A 19,472-nucleotide genomic window follows, 5' to 3' on the forward strand; every position below is an offset into this window, starting at 1 on the left:
TATGAAAACTGTAAGATTAGGTATTGTTGGACTAGGAGCGCAAGGTGGAGCGTACGCTCAATTTATTTCAGAAGGAAAAGTTAAAAACATGGTGATTGGAGCAATTTGTGATAACGACCCAGCTAAAAAGGCAGTAGCAGCAGAAAAATATCCTGATGTTCCTTTTTATGATAACTATATTGAAATGCTTGAAAGCGGTGAAGTTGACGCTGTTGTGACATGTGTACCTCATTACCTGCACCCTGAAATGGGGATTGATTCGTTGAAGAGAAACATCCATGCATTGGTTGAAAAGCCTGCAGGTGTTTATACAAAACAGGTGAAAGAACTTAATGAATTTGCCGCTACAAAGCCTGAGTTAACCTATGCGATCATGTTTAACCAAAGAACGAACCCACTTTATCAAAAACTGAAAGAGCTTATTGATAATGATGTAATTGGTAAAATCCGCCGTACAAACTGGATTATTACTACATGGTGGAGACCACAAGGTTATTACGATCAAAGTGAATGGAGAGCAACATGGGGCGGCGAAGGCGGCGGTGTTCTAGTCAACCAAGCACCACACCAAATTGATTTACTTCAGTGGATTTGCGGGATGCCTAAAAAGGTTTATTCGAATGTGAAATACGGTTACCAACGTAATATTGCAGTTGAAGATGAAGTAACAGCTATGTTTGACTACGGTAATGGCGCTACTGGTGTATTTATTACAGCGACACATGACATTATTGGTACGGACCGTTTTGAAATTTTAGGAGACAACGGAAAAATCGTTGTTGATGACAGCAAGAAAATTACCATCAAACGACTTAACAAACCTGAACCAGAAATGAATGCTACGATGAACATGCAAGATGTCATGAGTATTTTCATGGGTGGAGACACTTCAGATATTTATAGCACAGAAGAGATTGTATTCGAAAGTGTTTGGGGCGGCCAACATATTGCTGTCTTGGAGAACTTCGCAGCAAATATTATAGATGGCACACCATTAATCGCGCCTGGAAGCGATGGGATCAATGGAGTAGCCTTGGCAAATGCTATCCACTTATCAAGCTGGTTAGGTAAAGAAGTTGAGCTTCCGATTGATGAAGAGGTCTATTTAGCAGAATTAAATAAAAAGATTGAAGAAGAAAATAAGTATCCTGTTAGAAAATAATCATAGACATTTAAGAGATTTATCATTCAAACGAACTCATAGCCTTCATGCCATGAGTTTGTTTGCAAAGGGGATAGGCTGATGCTAAAAGTAGCAGTAATAGGACTTGGAGATATTTCTAAAATTCATATTCCAGCTATACAAGCTAACCCAAATGCTGAGTTAGTGGCAGTTTGTGATATTAATGAATCATTAAAAGATACCGTACCTGGGGTAAACTTTTATACAGATTATCATGAGATGCTAGAAAAAGAAGTCCTTGATTGTGTCCATAATTGTCTGCCCCACTACTTACACTACCCTGTAACAAAAGCTTGTGTAGAAAAGGAAGTACATGTATTTCAAGAAAAGCCGCTTGGCTTGAACACTGAAGAGGGACAGGCACTTGTAAAACTTGAGGAAGAACACAGTGAAGTTAAAATCGGCGTGTGTTTACAAAACCGATATAATGAAACTTTTGAAATGCTTCAAGAAATGGTTAAGAGCGGCGAATACGGCAAGATCACTGGAGTAAAGGGTTTGGTACCTTGGTTTAGACCAAAGGCTTATTATGATATTAAGCCCTGGCGGGGTCAAATGGAATATGCCGGCGGCGGCGTAATGATTAACCAAGCTCTTCATACCTTAGATTTACTTCAGCTGCTCGGCGGTGAAATTGAAGCAATAAGAGGAACCATTGACCAGTTATTGGACTACGGAATTGAAGTCGAAGATACAGCGTCGGCTCATATTCAGTTTAAAAATGGTGCAAAGGGGTTATTCTTTTCTACGAATGCCAATGCAGAAAATGCAAGTGTCGAGCTAGAGGTAGTCTTAGAAAAGGGAAAATTCAACATCAAAGATAGCATTCTTACGAGAGTGACAGAAGAGGGTAAAAAGGTAGAATTGGTGGAGGATGCGAGACTGCCTGGAAGCAAATTCTATTATGGGGCTAGCCATTTCAAAACTATTAACCAATTCTATAATTGCGTCGCCCAAAATACTCATGAATATGTTCATGCAAAGGATGCATTAGTTTCCATTCAAATGATTGATGCAATTCGAAAATCATCCGAGACAAAACAAACAATAAAAATGGAGGGGTAACCATGAAAAAAGGTAAAATTGGCGTTCAAATGATGATGCTAAAAGGCAAAGTGGACGAACTTGGTGCCTATGAAACAATGAGAAAAGTAAGAGAGCTTGGATATGGTGCTGTAGAAGTATCACAAATTCCAATGACTACAGAAAACGTAGAGGAGTTAAAAAGAGCAAGTGAAGATTTTGATATCAAAATTGCTGCCCTTTCTGCTGCTTTAGAACCCATGCTACCTGGTGCGCCTGGCGAGACGTTAACGAATGACTTTGAAAAAATTGTTAATGATTGTAAGACATTGGACTGTAATTTTTTACGAATTGGAATGCTGCCGTTAACTTGTATGGGTCATAAAGATAAAATTATGGAATTTATTGAAAAAGCTGAAGCGATGGCTCATAGATTGGCAGAGTATGGAATTGAATTGTATTATCATACACACCACCTTGAATTCCAAAAATATGATGGTGAATATTTATTGGATATCATTAAAAATAATACCTCTAAGCTTGGTTTTGAGTTAGATGTTCACTGGATTCAAAGAGCTGGTGAAAATCCAATCGAGTTTGTTAAAAAATATGCTGGTCGGATTTCTCTATTGCACTTGAAAGATTATCGGATCGGACAGATGGATTTAAGTGAAGTAGACTTTAAGGATATGGTTAAATTCATGCAAGTCTTTACGAATACGATTGAATTTGCTGAACTTGGGGAAGGAAACCTTGATATCAAAGCGATTACTGAGGCAGGTCTTGAAAGTGGGGCACAATATTTCTTGGTAGAACAAGATAATACGTATGGTCGTGACCCATTTGTGTGCCTAGAAATTTCAGCAAATCACCTGAGAAAACTAGGATTTGGCGAATGGTTTTAAAATTAAAACGACCGTAAAAAGATATGAAGTAAATTGGGTGTCAGGCACTATGGTGTCAGGCACTTTCTTTTTTTCAAAAAAAAAACCAATTCACATTTTATTTTCGTGAATTGGTTCTGACAGGTTCAGATAGATGAAATGGTATGTATTCACCATTTTTTTCAATTTGTTTAACTACTAAATTAATTAAATATTTCATTACAATTCCTCCTAGTAATTTGATACTCTTATTATCATTCATTATCAATATTTAAACAATCTCACTGAAAACGGAAACAAACGCGATGAAAACGGGAACATTGATTATGAAAGTGTTCACATCAACCTATTTCTTATAATTACGCCGATTTTCTCGCTATTTCATTCATTCCAAATGAAAAAGAAAAAGCCCTCTGGAATGAAGGCTTATAGTTACTTTTTGGTTATTCTATTTATCGAGAAAGCTTTCCTCACACAAAGTTAAACAAAGCTCTGAAACCTCTAAAAAGTTTTGAATGGTCAAAGCACAGGCACCCATGATACACGCCCTTTTGCCAAATTCTGAGATCAACAAATCCGAATAATGGCTAATTGAAGAAGAGAGATGGGCTTTAAGTTCTTCAGCTGCATTAGGATATAAACGAAGGATTTCACTATTTACCACTAAGATTTCAGGATTATAAAGGTTAATTAAATTATTTAATCCAATAGATAGATACATAATAAATCGATCTATCTCTTTGAGGAAAACAGGGTCATGTTCATTGATCCGATTTTGAAAATCTTCAAGGTTGAAAGCTAGTTCTTTTTGATTTTCAGCAAATTGGGTAATAAAACTCAATTCGGAAGCGTATTGTTCCCAGCATCCCAAATTTCCGCATCGGCAGGGGAGTCCATTTGGAACGACAATCATATGCCCAATCTCACCAGCGTAACCGTGGAATCCTTTGAATAATCCACCATTGATAATAAATCCAAGACCAATTCCGGAATACAAACTGACAGATAATAAGTTGTTACTTTGGTGGTGCTTATACACCTTTTCCGCAATGGAGCATAAGTTGGCATTATTTTCGATATAAACATTGACTCCTATTTCATTTTCTAAGTCTTTTTTTAAGGTTTTGTTTCGCCAACCGTGTTGAGGGACAAAATCAATCATTTCATCTTTATTCACAATTCCATGTATTCCAATGGTAATTCCAACAAGACCGTAACGAGTATGGGCAAATTTAAATTTATAACAAGTAATCTGTTCTATTAATAACTTAAGAATGACATCATAATCAGATACTTGAAGTTCAATTATATCGGTCTGAACGGAAGTACCGATTAAATCCGATATGGTAAAAGTAATGGAATTTTTATCTAGGTCGATTCCCAGAGCAAAACCTGCCTCTCTGTTAACTGAGAGCATGATTGGCCTTCTCCCCAAACTTTTGTGTTCCTGTTGTGTCTCAATAATTAATTCTTTGTCCAATAAATCTGATACCTGTACAGAGATCGTTGCTTTATTTAATCCTGTAATTTTTGAAAGCTCCGCTCTAGATATCAATTTATGCTCAATAATTTTACTTAAGATTAAAGACATGTTCATCTTTTTGATAAATGCTGCATCTCCTGTGAGCATAAAGAACCTCCTTGCTATTTTTAAAAGGAAATAACTTATAAATATTGACGTAATTTAGCCATAATGATATTATACAAGTAATTAGTTTGTTTGGTAAACAAATTAATAAATAATACTTTTTTTTAGTTTCTTTTGTAAGGGATTACAGGGGGATTTCATTATAGCCTCATCAATACATGGAATGTAATAGAATGAGGAAAACTTTAATAGGTAAAAAAAAGGAGTGATACAAACATGGGTATCCTACAAGAATTATTAAAAGATATTCCAGTTCCTAAAATGGCAAAGGTCAAAGTTCACTTTGATAACACAAAGATTGATGACCTTGGTACTACGCTGAAGGAACAATTACAGCAAGTACATATTCAGAAAAAAGTCCAGCCTGGGATGGAAATTGCGGTTGCTGTTGGCAGCCGCGGACTTGATCGCCTCGTTGAAATTACTGCAGTAACAGTCAAGTTTCTTAAAGATTTAGGAGCAAAACCATTCATTGTACCAAGTATGGGGAGTCACGGGGGGGCGACTGCAGAGGGTCAACGCGAAGTTTTAGCGCATCTTGGTGTAAACGAAGAAAGTGTTGGTTGTGAGATTCGATCTTCAATGGATGTAGTAAAGATTAGTGAGCTGCCGAATGGATTACCAGTTTATGTGGATAAATTTGCTTCAGAAGCGGACGGAATCGTTGTTATTAATCGTGTGAAACCACATACAGCTTTTCGTGGACCAGTGGAAAGTGGAATTATGAAGATGATTAGCATTGGATTAGGAAAGCAAAAAGGGGCAGAAGCCTGTCATCAAATGGGATTTAAATATATGGCAGAAAATGTACCAGCCATGGCAAAGATCATCATGGAAGAGACCCCCATACTTTTCGGAGTTGCAACAGTTGAAAATGCATTTGATAAAGTTGCAATTATTGATGTACTTACTCCAGAAGAGATTATTAATAGAGAACATGAACTTCAAAAACAAGCAAAAGAGTTATTACCAAAGCTTTTCTTTGATCAATTGGATGTCCTTGTAATTGATGAAATCGGTAAAAATATTAGTGGGGATGGTATGGATCCGAATATTACGGGACGTTATCCAACACCGTATGCATCTGGTGGACCTGAGGTTAACAAAATGGTGGTGCTCGATGTAACACATCAATCAGAGGGTAATGCCAATGGCGTAGGAACGGCTGATTTTACGACACAACGGCTAATAGACAAGATGGACAAAGAAGGAACTTATGCAAATGGTTTAACTTCAACCGTTGTTGCACCTACAAAAATTGCTACGACATTACCAAACGATAAACAAGCGATCCAAGCGGCTATTAAAACATGTAATATTTTAGATTTTAGAAATGTCAAATTAGTCCGCATTAAAAATACATTAGTGTTAAGTGAAATTGAAGTGTCTGAGCCTTTACTTGAATATGTAAAACAGCATCCAAATATGGAACTAAGTTCAGATCTTTATGATATTCCTTTTAATGAAAATGGAAATTTATTTTAATAGAACAAAGGGGAGAAGAATGATGTCAAATTTATTTGATTTAAGTGGAAAAGTTGCAGTCGCAATTGGTGGAAATGGTGTATTGGGTTCAGCGATGGCAAAAGGCTTGGCTTCTCAAGGGGCAAAAGTTGCGATTGTAGGACGTAATCTTGAAAAAGCAGAGGAAGTTGTCAAGGAAATTGAAGAGAACGGCGGGGAAGCAAAGGCATTTTCTGCAGATGTTAGTTCAAAGGATTCTTTAATTACCGTTGCGAATGAAATTGAACAATGGTCCGGCGGCTGGGACATTCTTTTAAATGCACCAGGTACAAATAGTGCTACACCATTTTTTGAACTTGGTATGGACGAATGGGACAAAATTATGGATATAAATTTAAAAGGAATTGTGTTAACCTGCCAGATTTTTGCGAAGAAAATGATTGAGCAGGATAGAAAAGGAAGCATTATTAATATCTCATCCGTTTCTTCAACAACACCACTTTCAAGAGTGTTTACCTATTCCGTATCAAAAGCAGGCCTTAACAGCGTTACACAGTTTTTAGCACGTGAATTTGCTCCAAATGGGATTCGTGTCAATGCAATTATTCCAGGATTTTTCCCTGCAGAACAAAACCGAAAAATTTTAGACAAAGAACGCATTGAATCAATCATGCGACATACCCCAATGAATCGTTTTGGTGAGGCGGAAGAGTTACAAGGTGCTACTGTTTGGCTTGCTTCTGAGAAAGCGTCAAGTTTCGTAACAGGAACCCTCGTCCGGGTTGATGGCGGCTTTGGCAGCATGACTATATAATCCAAGGTACACATAAATCTACAGCTCAATAAATAAATTAACAATGGCTGACTTTATATTAGATGAGGGATAGGGGGAGAAAAGGACCATGCTAACAGAGAAATACGAAAAATTAACGTCTATTCTCCGAGAAATGGAATCCGTGGTTGTAGCATTTTCAGGAGGAGTGGACAGTACATTTCTATTAAAGGCTGCTGTGAACGCATTAGGTGCTGAACATGTTCTCGCCATTACAGCAGACTCTGAAAGCTACCCTTCTAGTGAGCTTGAAGAGGCAATAGTACTTGCAAATCAAATTGGTGTCAGGCACCAAGTGATTGAAACATCTGAACTCGCAATCCCAGGATACGCGGAAAACAATAAAAATCGATGCTATTTTTGTAAAAGCAGTTTATTTGATCACATAATTCCAGTTATGGAAGAAAAGGGATTTCAAAATGTAGTTTATGGAGTCATTGCTGATGATATGAATGAATTTCGACCAGGTATGCAAGCCGCTAAAGAAAAGGGGATACGCGGTCCTCTCCTAGAAGCTAATCTGTTTAAACAGGAGATCAGAGAACTTTCCCGGGAATTTAGTTTGCCGACATGGGATAAACCATCTTTAGCTTGTCTTTCTTCAAGAATTGCCTACGGTGAATATATTACAAAAGAAAAGCTGACGAAGGTTGAAAAAGCCGAAGCTTATTTAAAATCATTTGATATCCATCAGGTACGGGTCCGAACACATCAGGATATTGCAAGGATCGAAGTAGAACCTAATGATATGAAGGCGATTCTTGAAAATCATGACTCGATCGTGAAAGCACTTCAAGGTTTTGGTTACAAATATATCACCTTAGATTTAATTGGATATCAGAGTGGAAGCATGAATAAGGTGTTATCTGAATAGCTTACTGCTCCGCTATTTGTCTTAGGAATGTACATTAAAAAAATGGCTTTGGATCGTCCAAAGCCTCTTATTTTAACATAATATAAATAGCAATAAAGGAACATTATAAACTTCAATATTACTTATTGTTATGTGAAAAGGAAGAGGAAGCATGTCAAGAGAAGTTGTAATTGGACTTGATATCGGAACTACAAGTGTTAAAGCATGCGTATTTGACTTACAAGGTAAATTAATCGCAGAAGCCGAGAGAATGAACACATTCAATTATCCACAGCAAGGATGGGTGGAACAAGACCCCATTGAGATTGAACAATCAGCTGTAAAAGCAATCAAAGAGGCGATCCAAAAAGCTGGTATTGAGAAAAATGAATTAATTTCAATCGGGTTTTCAGCTGCAATGCATTCCCTGATTTGTGTAGATGAGAATGGCTGTCCAATATCTCCGGCCTTAATTTGGGCTGATGGAAGAAGTTATCTACAAGCAGAATCAGTGATAGAAACAATGGGTAACGAGGTTTATTCAAACACAGGAACACCGGTTCATCCAATGACACCATTCGTTAAGTTGTTATGGATGAAAGAAACAAAATATGAACCCTACCTCCAGGCAAAGTACTTTATGTCGATTAAAGAGTATTTACTACAATGCTGGTTTAATCAGCGGGTTATTGATTATTCGATGGCATCTGCGACAGGTTTATTTAACCCTGCCACACATACTTGGAATCAAACATTATTATCTCTAACGGATATTCATGATGGTCAGCTTTCAAGAATTGTCCCTCCAACTGAGATATTAACAGGGATTAATCCACAAATTGCCGAAGAAATGGGAATTGACCCGGAACTTCCTTTTGTGATTGGTGCTGCCGATGGCCAATTGGCTAACTTGGGAATTGGAGCGATTCTCCCTGGTGAAGTTGCCGTTTCAGTTGGAACTAGCGGGGCCATCAGACAAATCACAAAAGGCGTTAAGATAAGTGAAAATCAAGAAACCTTTTGTTATTCCTTTACTGAAGATTTTTCTATCATTGGAGGTCCAACAAATAATGGCGGGATTGCCTTACAATGGTTAAAAGACCTTTTGAACGACCAAAGAGACTTCTCCGAATTCCTTGCCGATGCAGAAAAGGTTCCGCTTGGCGCAGACGGAATCATCTTTCACCCTTATTTAAATGGCGAAAGAGCGCCGATTTGGAATCAACGGGCAAAAGGGAATTTCTTTGGATTATCTGTAACGCATAAAAGAGAACATTTTATCCGAGCTGTTCTAGAAGGAATCACTTTTAACCTCTTTCAAATTGGCAAAGCATTAGAGAGGTTAGCTGGGAAACATCAAAAGATATATGCTAACGGTGGTTTATCCAGATCTCCATTGTGGCTGCAAATGATGGCAGATGTATTCGATGCGGAAATTTATGTGCCGGAGAGCTATCACAGTGCAGCATGGGGAGCAGCTTGGACAGCTTTAGTGGCAACTGGTAAAGTCAATTCATTTGAAGAGATTAAAAAGAATATTCCAATGGGTAAAGCAATCGTTCCTATTAAGGAAAATAGTGAAAAATATAGAATTATATATGAGAACTATGAAAAATTGGCAAGTGGAATGACAAAACATTTTTGAAGTGAATATTAAGGGGGAGAACGAATGCTTGAAGAAATTTTAGAGCAGGTTCAAAGAGGTACCCTAAGTGTTAAAGAAGCAAAAGAGCAATTAGCAACATTTGAAAATTTGGGATTTGCTAAAGTTGACCATCATCGTAAGAAACGTCAAGGTTTCCCAGAGGTCGTGTACGGTGAAGGGAAGACGACTGAACAAATCGTTTCAATTATTCAAGTGTTACGAGCTCGAAACAACCAAGTGCTCGTCACTCGAATTTCCAAAGAAAAGGCAGATATTGTCCAACGTTCTTGCCCTGATTTTATCTACAAAGTAGAAGCACAAATTCTTTTTTGGAAAGAGGACTATGCGAGTGAGGGGGATTCACAAGGGTATATTGCTGTGATTTGTGCAGGAACCTCGGATTTAAGGGTTGCAGAAGAAGCTGCAGTGACGGCTGAAGTATTAGGAAGCAAGGTCCATCGTATCTATGATGTGGGTGTTGCTGGAATTCATCGCCTGTTAAGCCATGCTGAGGAAATTCAAAATGCCACGGTTTCCGTTGTAGTTGCAGGTATGGAAGGGGCACTTCCAAGCGTAGTGGGCGGACTTGTATCACATCCTGTAATTGCAGTCCCAACAAGTATTGGGTATGGAGCAAATTTTAATGGACTATCTGCCTTATTAACCATGTTAAATTCATGTGCATCCGGGATTAGTGTCGTGAATATTGATAATGGGTTTGGAGGGGGATATAACGCAGTATTAATTGATCAACTTGCACAAAAAGGGGCCAGAAAAAATTGAAAACACTTTATTTTGATTGTTTTTCAGGTATCAGCGGAGATATGGTCATTGGAGCCCTTATCGATGCCGGAGCAGATCCCAATCGGTTAGTAGAAGAATTAAAAAAACTTCATATTGATGATGAATATAAGTTGAAATGGACAAAGCTAATTAAGAATGGGATTACAAGTACCAAATTTGACGTGGTGCTATTGAATAATGTTCAGGACCATACACACGACCATGATCACGAACACCATCATGAACATGTCCATGAGCACGGTCATGAGCACGATCATGACCACAATCATGACCATGACCATGATCATAATCACCATCATCACAGTCATAGCCACGAACATGTGCACCATCATCATGAGCACCGTGCATATAAGGATATTGTTGGATTAATTGAGAGTGCTGGTTTTGCTGAGCCAGTGAAAGAAATGGCTTTAAAAATTTTTAAAAGAATCGGTGAAGCAGAAGGACATATCCATGGAATTCCACTAGAAAAGGTCCATTTTCATGAAGTAGGGGCAGTAGATTCGATTATTGACATTTTAGGAGCTGCTATCTTAATTCATCAATTAGAAATAGACGTAATCAAGTCATCACCCATCCCAGTAGGAACTGGACGTATCCATATTGACCATGGTATTTATCCTGTCCCTGCACCGGCTACTCTTGAAATTTTGAAAGGTGTACCAATTGAACAATCGGACATTCGTTTCGAGCTCACTACTCCAACGGGGGCAGCGATTGTCGCTGTACTGGCAGAAGAATTTTGCCCCATACCATCCATGAAGGTTACATCCATTGGTTATGGTGCTGGAACGAAGACCTTTATAAACCATCCCAATGTGCTCCGTGTCATCATTGGGGAATAGAAAAATAGCTCTTAAATCCTTTTTATGAAAGAAAGGAAATGATTCAATGGTCTCTCATCTTCCTCCCAGTAATGAGCATCTTGATGATCAGATGGTCAAAATGGAAGTTAATCTCGATGATATTCCTGGAGAATGGCTTGGCTATGTGATGGACTTGCTGTTTGAAGCTGGCGCTAATGATGTCTTCTATACTCCGATTTATATGAAAAAAAATAGACCAGGCGTATTACTTCAATTACTTTGCTCGCAGAAACATATAAATACAATGAAGGAAATCCTTTTTAAGGAAACCACCACACTAGGAATACGTTATTATCCGTTAACAGTACACCGGTTAGAAAGAATGTTTAGGAAGGTTACAACTGAGTGGGGTGAAGTGACAGTAAAAGAAGGAATTTATGAAGGACATGTTGTGCAAAGAGCTCCGGAGTTTGAGGAATGCAAAAGCATTGCACAACTACATAACATTCCCTTGAAAAAGGTTTACGAAATGGTTTGGAAGGCTTTGGGTAATGTAAACTAAGCCTTTCAAACTGCTCTATAACAAGGTTGGTATACAATTTTAATAGATTTGGAGTGTAATAGCACATGACAACATTACTTAATGGAACAAAACTTGATCAATTAGCAATAAATACCATTCGTACTTTATCGATTGATGGGATCGAAAAGGCCAACTCTGGTCATCCCGGCATGCCAATGGGTTCAGCCCCAATGGCTTACACGCTTTGGGCAAAAGAAATGAATCATAACCCAGTGAATCCTAAATGGTTTAACAGAGACAGGTTTGTTTTATCAGCAGGTCATGGATCAATGCTTCTATATAGTTTATTACATTTATTCGGTTATGACGTAACCATTGATGATTTGAAAAACTTCCGTCAATGGGGAAGCAGAACTCCTGGCCACCCTGAATTTGGTCATACTCCTGGGATAGAAGCAACTACAGGGCCATTAGGACAAGGGGTTGCTATGGCTGTGGGGATGGCAATGGCGGAAAGACATCTTGCAGCTACATACAATCAAGAGGGATATGACATCGTTAATCATTATACTTATGGTATTTGTGGAGATGGTGATTTAATGGAAGGTGTATCTGCTGAAGCAGCATCCCTGGCGGGTCATCTTAAACTTGGAAGACTAATTGTTATGTATGATTCAAATGACATTTCATTAGACGGAGATTTGCATTTATCTTTCTCTGAAAGTGTGGAGGATAGATTTAAAGCCTATGGATGGCAAGTGATTCGTGTAGAAGATGGAAATGATACTGATGCTATTCAAAAAGCATTACAAGAAGCAAAAGCAGAGTTGAATCGCCCTACTTTAATTGAGGTTAAAACCGTGATCGGCTATGGTTCTCCTAATAAAGCTGGTAAGTCTGCTTCCCATGGGTCTCCACTTGGAAAAGAAGAAATTAAGTTAACAAAAGCTGCATATAATTGGGACAATGAAGAACCATTTTTCGTTCCCGAAGAAGTAAAAGAACATTTCAAGTTATTTACGCTAGATGGACAACTCAAAGAAAATGCATGGAATGAATTATATGCGATTTATAAGAAGAACTACCCAGAGCTCGCTAAGCAATTTGAAGCGGCGATCATTGGAGAGCTTCCGGCAAATTGGGATGATGCATTACCAGTTTTTATAGAAGGAGAAAAAATCGCAACTCGCGTATCATCGGGGAAAACACTGAATGCGGCAGCAAATGTTGTCCCACATTTTATGGGGGGGTCTGCTGATTTAGCAGGATCGAACAAAACACTTATTACATCAGAAAAAAATTACTATATTGATAGCTATGCAGGTCGCAATATTTGGTTCGGAGTGCGTGAATTCGCAATGGGTGCCGCACTAAATGGGATGGCTCTTCATGGCGGCGTTAAAGTATTTGGTTCTACTTTCTTCGTATTCTCTGATTACTTACGTCCAGCAATTCGTCTAGCTGCCTTAATGAAGCTTCCTGTTACTTATGTGTTTACACATGATAGCATCGCTGTAGGTGAAGACGGACCTACACATGAACCAGTTGAACAGCTAGCAGCATTACGTGCAATGCCGGGAATTTCCATTCTTCGCCCCGCGGATGCGAAGGAGACTGTTGCCGCTTGGAGATTAGCAATGGAAAGCACAGATACGCCAACAGCCCTTGTTTTAACACGTCAGGACTTACCGACATTAGCGGTTCCACAACAAACGGTTTATGAAGGTGTTAAAAAAGGTGCATATGTTGTTTCAGAAGCAAACGGCAATGCTAGCGGTTTATTGCTTGCAACAGGATCCGAAGTGTCCTTGGCGATGGCAGCTCAAAAAGAGCTTGAAAGTGAAGGGATTTTTGTATCAGTTGTAAGTATGCCAAGCTGGGATCGTTTTGAGAAACAATCGCTTGAATATAAAGAAACAATCCTTCCAAAAAATATTAAATCACGTCTTGCTATTGAAATGGGTTCGTCAATTGGATGGAGAGAATATATTGGGGACAATGGCAGCGTCATTGCCATCAATCAGTTCGGGGCATCTGCGCCTGAAAGTATATTACTTGAGAAGTATGGTTTCACAGTTGAAAATGTCGTGAAATGCTTTAAGAAACTTAAAAATTAAGACTTTAAACGATAATAGAAATGGCTGCCAGATTGATGGCAGCCATTTTTTAGATCCATTTAATCTCTTTTACTATTTGTTGTCTAAACAACTGTATTAAAAATTCATTATAAAAGTCTTTTCTTACGATTATTTGAAACCTATTGTTTGGGTGAATATAGAAATGGATATCAGTTAAGATATTATTTTCATCAAAATACTCGCGAATTTTTCCGACCTTTTTCTTCCAATTGTTATCAACAAAAGTAAGGGTAAATTCAAAATCATCGCCGTTCGCTGTTTCCTTTAATTCCAGAATCTGCTCATCATATCGATAATCTACCTTCATCATACTCCCCCTAAATTAAATATCTTAGATAAATGTAAACCGTACAGATTATGATCGATAAAATCATTAATGGGAAGGCAATTAACAAGAATTTACCAAAAGTAATCGGATGCCCTTCCTTCGCTGCTAGCCCGGCAACAATTACATTGGCACTGGCACCAATTAATGTACCGTTTCCACCAAGACATGCCCCTAACGAAAGGCTCCACCAAAGTGGTTCTAAATTATTTACTCCTAATTCTCCCATATCTTTAATCATCGGAATCATTGTAGCGACAAACGGGATATTATCAATAAAGGCAGATGCGATGGCACTTACCCAGAGAATTAATATCGATGTAGAAGTAACATCACCCCCGGTAAGGTGTACAGAGTAATCTGCTAATAACGAAATCACCCCTGTTTCTATCAAACCTGATACCAATACGAACAGTCCAATAAAGAAGAAAATAGTTGTCCATTCTACTTTTGAAAATGCTTTATCTAAATATTTTTCCCCTGTTAAGAGAAGAAGCAGAAAGGCACCGGCCAATGCGACAGTTGCTGATTCAATGTGAAGCAGTTGATGCAGGAAGAATCCCAAAATCGTCAGCAAAAGGGCAATTAATGATTTGATTAATAACTTTTTATCCGTTATTTCTTCCTTTTCATCCAGGTCCATAAGATTAGCTTTTAATTCTTCTGATGTCCGAAGCTGTTTCCGATAAATGAATGCTAATATTCCAATATTAACGAATAGGATAAAGAATGATATGGCTGTAAGATTATTAATAAATGCCATAAAGGTAAGTTCCTTCACAGCGCTGCCTAGCATAATATTCGGAGGGTCTCCAATCAGTGTGGATGTTCCTCCAATATTGGATGCGATAATTTCGGTAATTAAAAAGGGAATCGGATTTACTCGAAGCTGTCTTGTGATACTGAATGTAACTGGAACCATTAAGAGTACCGTTGTCACATTATCTAAAAACGCTGAACCCAATGCAGTAATGGTACCGAGCGCCAGCAAGATTTTTAAAGGATCCCCTTTCACTTTTTTAGCAGCCCAAATAGCTATGTATTTGAACAGACCAGTCTCAGAAGTTATAGCAACGATGATCATCATACCGGTTAGCAATCCGAGTGTATTAAAATCGATATGATGAAGTGCCTTTTCCTGCCCAACAATTCCTAGTAATACCATCATAATTCCGCCGGTCATGGCAATGATCGTGCGATGGATCTTTTCTGTGACAATAAAGGCATATGTAATTAAAAATACACCAATTGCGATTAGTGCTTGTGTTGACATGTAGCGACCTCTTCTCCCCAGTATTTTATCCAGTACATTAGTGAAAAAATGACAAAAAGGAGCCTGTTTGACAGACTCCCCCAATAAAAACACCAAATATATATTCTACATTATTTTATAAAACTATACTTTGGATGTAAAGAAAATCTTTTGCTTATTAAAGCCCCAATTTTTTAATAAAATCTACCGTTTCCTGATGCTCAGGTTTAACTAACTTATATAGTCCTTTATCCTTCCTTACAAGAGGGTTTCCTGACTCATCAGCAACGGGTCTAGTTATAGATGTCCCTTTTACTACCTTCCACGTACCATTGCTTTTTTGGAGTCTGAGATCAATAATCCCAAGTCGGCTTCCAAAGGCCCCTGCCATTACAACAGGCTTTCCATTTATTTGTCCCATTTTTATGTTGGTATGAGGAGAATTTTTAAAAACAGCTCCTGGGAAGACGCTATGTGAATGTCCAGCTAACACGGCATCAATTCCAGGGATTTTTGTTAAATAATAGACAGCATTTTCTGATTCAGCATTATATGGCTCGTAGCTGATTCCTGTATGGGCAAGGGCGACAATGATATCCGCTCCTTTAGACTTCATGATCGGTATATATTCTTTCGCTGTATCAACAATCGGTTTTGCAGTAATCTTCCCTTCAAGATTCGCCTTATCCCATTTCATGATTTGTGTTGGCATAAATGAGATGACCCCAATCTTTAGTTCATGTTTTCTTCCTGTTTGGTCAACCACATTCCTTTTTAAAATAACATAGGGGGTAAAATAGGGTTTATTCTTTTTAACAGAGAAAACATTTGCATTGATGACTGGCATCTTGGCACCCTTTATGGCGGCATTTAAGAAATCTAGTCCATAATTAAATTCGTGATTACCAATGGCAATTGCATCATAGTCCAAAAAATTAAAGGCACGATAAACTGGATGTATTTTTCCCTTATGAATTCCCCGAATTCTAGCCAAATACTCTCCAAGGGGATTTCCTTTAAGGTGGTCTCCATCATCAAACAATAAAGAATTTTGGACTTCATTCCTTGCAGTGCGGATAAGTGTTGCTGTCTTTACAAGTCCAATTCGGTTGTCTGCTTTTGTTTGATAATAATCATAATTGATTAAAGACGCATGCAAATCGGTTGTTTCCAGGATACGTAAATCAACTACGCCTTGTTGATTTGGTGTACTTTCTGCAATCGACAAAAAGGAAGTTTGCGAAAGACATAAAAGAAAAAGGATAAGAAAAGTTTTTTTATGCAAAATGAATACCTCCTTCAGAATCTGGCTTTAAAAGGTATTCTTAGTATTCATATTTCTAATAGAATTATGATTCTTTTTGACACTCCAGTGAAATGTGACTTTGATCAAAGCGGTTTGAGCTATATTTATCATATAATATAAAGAGAATTATTTTTGGGGCTTTTCCTAAAGTGTTTTATTAGAAACGCTTACACTTTCAGAAAAAGGGAGTGACGTTATAGTTGAGCCCAAATATAAAGATAACCATTCTATCCGGTCATTTTGGAAGCGGGAAAACGGAGATTGCTATTAATCTTGCCTTAACCGAGAGACAGAAGGCAGATTTGATTCATGTCAATAGCGAAGAAGAAATGTCTTTTAATAATAATGGAAAAGAACCGGTAAGCTTATATGTGGTTTTAAGCAAAATTCCAAATGAACTTTTTTCTAAGAACATATAAACTATGAAAAGCTAATTAACGTAAAAGCCAGCCAAATTACGCTGGCTTTTTACTTGATCTATGTAGTCTTTTATTTTTTTTGCCAAAAAACCACCAGTTCCAATCGCCAAGCAGCTTCATTAAGGCTGGCACCAAGACCATCCTCACAATCGTCGCATCAATGAAAATTGCAGTGGCAATTCCCACCCCTAATTGCTTAACAGGCATAACCCCAGTAAAAGCAAAGGCACCAGTAACGACAATCATAATGGCAGCGGCTGAGGTAATAATTTTACTGGTATAAGTCAAACCAGAAATTGTAGCCTCACTATTATCTCTTGTTTTTAAATAGAATTCCTGTATTCTCGAGATGAGAAATACTTCGTAATCCATTGAAAGACCAAACACAAGTGTAAAAACAAACACAGGTAAAATTAAGGCAATATCAACTGGTGTGATTCCTAAATGACCTTTCTGGAAAATCCAGACAACAATTCCGAAGGTGCAGCCCAGGCTTAACACATTCATTAGGATGGCTTTCAATGGAATTAGAATCGAGCGGAAAGCTGCCATTAATATTACAAACGTAGAAATGACAATCAATAAGAATCCGTAGGGAGCTTTTTGGAATATTTCCGAAAAAATTTCTTGCTCAAATTTTATGGGTCCGCCAAACGAAGCTTTTAAGCCTAAATCTTTATTAGACCAATCAGTTACCCATCGTCTTGCTTTAGAAGAATGTTCGCCTGTTTTTAAATACACCTCGATAAGCATTTTATTATCTCTAATATAGTAATCATAAATAGGAGCCATCTTGGCATTTTTCCCAATGGTGAGGACTTGATAAAGTTGGTCCACATCCTGTAATCCTGTGGCTGAAAATGGTGAGTTTATAGAATTTACGAGCCTCTCGTTATCAAGTTTTTTTATCACTTCACTTACTTTTTCAAGATTGTTTTTTTCAAGAATGCTGCCTTTTGTTTCTAGGACCATCGTCACTTTTTTCTCATCGCGTTCTTCTTTTGCCACGAAATGTTCCTTAAATACTTCCAAAGCGGTTCGTGAAGGGTAATTTGGCGGCAGAGATTCAGTACCAGGAATTGCTAAAACCATTTGTTTAAGAGGTATCAATCCTGCCAAAAGAATAACAAGGGCTGCAACTGTCATAAGAATAGGGCGCCTCATCACAATCTTAGCAAATCGGTACCATATACTTGTTTGCTCGTCTGCCAAGGGCAGTATACTTAATTTGTTGATCTTGGTTCCCAATATGGCAAGCAATGCAGGAAGAAAGGTTAATGCACAAACGGCAGAAATTAACACTACGGTCATCCCGCCTAGCGCAACATTTTGAAAGATATCAATTTTGATAAACCAAAGAGCCGATAAGCCAATAAAAACACAAAGGCCGGAAAAGATGATGGATCGTCCCGCGGTTGAAACTGTTATTTCAAGTGCAGACTGAATGGAGTTGGTTTTTAGTTCTTCTTTATATCGATTGATAAACAATAAAGCAAAATCAATACTCAGTGCCAACCCGATCATTGGAACAATATTTAATATAAAAATGGTTAAATCAGCACCATAACTAAAAAAGTAAACGGTTCCCATTGTACATAATATCGAAACAACACCGATTACAATCGGGAGCGAGGCAGCAACAAGACCTCCGAACGCTAGGATAAGAACGATTAAGGCAATCGGCAAACCGATCATTTCCGCTTTTGCTAAATCTTCCTGACTCGCAGTATTTAGGTCTTGAACAATAATTGGTTCACCAGTCATGGTGACCTTTAAGCCCTTTTTATTTTCAAGTACATCTTTTAATTGGTTAATTTCTTTTCCAAGATTCTCCGCCTTCTTTTTAAAAGTAAGAAGTCCATAGGCATAATTATCCTTTACCATCCCGTCCTGATCGAAAGGAAGAATCATTTGTTCACTGTCATGAATAGCCGTTATTTTTTCAAATATATCCTGAATGAACTTCCTGAAATTGTCGTCACTAACCGTTTTATCTTTTTCAAACACAAGGATAATGGAGGATTTAGGATGTCCAAAGTCTTGTTCGAGGAGTTTACGTGTATGATTGTATTCGCCTTTATACTCAAAACCATTTCCACTAAGAACTGAAGGTAATTTTAATGCAAAAAATCCTAATAACAGGATCATAAAAATCCAAAATACGAGTACCCATTTACGTTTACGGTATATATATCCTCCTAATTTCTGCAATGTATCGCCTCCTCAAAAGGAATCATTTTCCTTATTTCAGTATACAGAAGAACTGATGATTAGCGGATGACTTTTTCATGTCTTTTTGTATTGTCAACAACTCAGATAAATATCTTAATAAATGTTCCCCATATTAGATGATGAAAATTCACCGTC

The 19,472-nt window shown here is 37.9% G+C and carries 17 protein-coding genes; 12 read left to right on the plus strand and 5 right to left on the minus strand.

The window, feature by feature from the left end:
* The first annotated feature begins 1 nt into the window (after position 1).
* From CCK98_RS06975 to CCK98_RS06985, 3 genes are all read left to right on the plus strand, one after another.
* Positions 2–1,162 (plus strand): Gfo/Idh/MocA family protein, encoded by a 1,161-nt coding sequence (locus CCK98_RS06975; RefSeq protein WP_179195730.1) that lies wholly within the window; start codon positions 2–4, stop codon positions 1,160–1,162.
* A gap of 81 nt (positions 1,163–1,243) precedes the next feature.
* The gene (locus CCK98_RS06980) at positions 1,244–2,248 is read left to right on the plus strand and encodes a Gfo/Idh/MocA family protein (RefSeq protein ID WP_088085905.1); all 1,005 of its coding nucleotides are present in this window, start codon (positions 1,244–1,246) and stop codon (positions 2,246–2,248) included.
* Between the two features lie 2 nt (positions 2,249–2,250).
* Positions 2,251–3,111, plus strand: a complete 861-nt coding sequence (locus CCK98_RS06985) for a sugar phosphate isomerase/epimerase (RefSeq protein ID WP_088085906.1) — start codon at positions 2,251–2,253, stop codon at positions 3,109–3,111.
* Between the two features lie 427 nt (positions 3,112–3,538).
* On the opposite strand, the gene CCK98_RS06990 is transcribed toward CCK98_RS06985, so the two are convergent.
* The gene (locus CCK98_RS06990; protein WP_088085907.1) at positions 3,539–4,720 is read right to left on the minus strand and encodes an ROK family transcriptional regulator; all 1,182 of its coding nucleotides are present in this window, start codon (positions 4,718–4,720) and stop codon (positions 3,539–3,541) included.
* A gap of 234 nt (positions 4,721–4,954) precedes the next feature.
* On the opposite strand from CCK98_RS06990, the gene CCK98_RS06995 reads away from it, so the two are divergent.
* The 8 genes from CCK98_RS06995 to tkt all read left to right on the plus strand — a co-directional run bounded on the left by CCK98_RS06995 (position 4,955) and on the right by tkt (position 13,782).
* Entirely contained in the window at positions 4,955–6,223 is a 1,269-nt protein-coding gene (locus CCK98_RS06995) for a lactate racemase domain-containing protein (RefSeq protein ID WP_088085908.1), read from the plus strand.
* 22 nt (positions 6,224–6,245) lie between these two features.
* Positions 6,246–7,016 (plus strand): SDR family oxidoreductase, encoded by a 771-nt coding sequence (locus CCK98_RS07000; protein ID WP_088085909.1) that lies wholly within the window; start codon positions 6,246–6,248, stop codon positions 7,014–7,016.
* A gap of 88 nt (positions 7,017–7,104) precedes the next feature.
* Entirely contained in the window at positions 7,105–7,908 is an 804-nt protein-coding gene (larE, locus tag CCK98_RS07005; RefSeq protein WP_088085910.1) for an ATP-dependent sacrificial sulfur transferase LarE, read from the plus strand.
* A gap of 151 nt (positions 7,909–8,059) precedes the next feature.
* Entirely contained in the window at positions 8,060–9,532 is a 1,473-nt protein-coding gene (locus CCK98_RS07010) for a gluconokinase (RefSeq protein WP_088085911.1), read from the plus strand.
* A gap of 24 nt (positions 9,533–9,556) precedes the next feature.
* Positions 9,557–10,315, plus strand: coding sequence for a nickel pincer cofactor biosynthesis protein LarB (larB, locus tag CCK98_RS07015; RefSeq protein WP_088085912.1), 759 nt, complete (start codon positions 9,557–9,559; stop codon positions 10,313–10,315).
* A complete protein-coding gene (locus CCK98_RS07020; RefSeq protein ID WP_088085913.1) occupies positions 10,312–11,181 on the plus strand; it encodes a LarC family nickel insertion protein in 870 nt (289 codons plus the stop codon). The genes larB and CCK98_RS07020 overlap by 4 nt, the downstream gene beginning before the upstream one ends.
* A gap of 46 nt (positions 11,182–11,227) precedes the next feature.
* Positions 11,228–11,704 carry a nickel insertion protein gene (gene larC / locus CCK98_RS07025; protein WP_088085914.1) on the plus strand — a complete coding sequence of 159 codons (477 nt, stop codon included), beginning with the start codon at positions 11,228–11,230 and terminating at the stop codon, positions 11,702–11,704.
* A 65-nt stretch (positions 11,705–11,769) separates the two neighbouring features.
* Positions 11,770–13,782, plus strand: coding sequence for a transketolase (gene tkt, locus CCK98_RS07030; RefSeq protein ID WP_088085915.1), 2,013 nt, complete (start codon positions 11,770–11,772; stop codon positions 13,780–13,782).
* 49 nt (positions 13,783–13,831) lie between these two features.
* On the opposite strand, the gene CCK98_RS07035 is transcribed toward tkt, so the two are convergent.
* The 3 genes from CCK98_RS07035 to CCK98_RS07045 all read right to left on the minus strand — a co-directional run bounded on the left by CCK98_RS07035 (position 13,832) and on the right by CCK98_RS07045 (position 16,665).
* Positions 13,832–14,113, minus strand: a complete 282-nt coding sequence (locus CCK98_RS07035) for a hypothetical protein (protein ID WP_142292136.1) — start codon at positions 14,111–14,113, stop codon at positions 13,832–13,834.
* Positions 14,114–14,120: 7 nt separating this feature from the next.
* Positions 14,121–15,401: an ArsB/NhaD family transporter gene (locus CCK98_RS07040; RefSeq protein WP_088085917.1), complete on the minus strand. Its 1,281-nt coding sequence runs from the start codon at positions 15,399–15,401 to the stop codon at positions 14,121–14,123.
* A 157-nt stretch (positions 15,402–15,558) separates the two neighbouring features.
* Positions 15,559–16,665 (minus strand): metallophosphoesterase, encoded by a 1,107-nt coding sequence (locus tag CCK98_RS07045; protein ID WP_179195731.1) that lies wholly within the window; start codon positions 16,663–16,665, stop codon positions 15,559–15,561.
* 221 nt (positions 16,666–16,886) lie between these two features.
* Between CCK98_RS07045 and CCK98_RS07050 the strand changes: the two genes are divergently transcribed.
* A complete protein-coding gene (locus CCK98_RS07050) occupies positions 16,887–17,105 on the plus strand; it encodes a hypothetical protein (RefSeq protein WP_088085919.1) in 219 nt (72 codons plus the stop codon).
* A gap of 36 nt (positions 17,106–17,141) precedes the next feature.
* On the opposite strand, the gene CCK98_RS07055 is transcribed toward CCK98_RS07050, so the two are convergent.
* Positions 17,142–19,316, minus strand: a complete 2,175-nt coding sequence (locus tag CCK98_RS07055) for an MMPL family transporter (RefSeq protein WP_179195732.1) — start codon at positions 19,314–19,316, stop codon at positions 17,142–17,144.
* Positions 19,317–19,472 lie beyond the last annotated feature (156 nt).

The organism is Bacillus sp. OV166 (genome assembly GCF_900177675.1).
Taxonomy (GTDB): Bacteria; Bacillota; Bacilli; order Bacillales; family Cytobacillaceae; genus Neobacillus.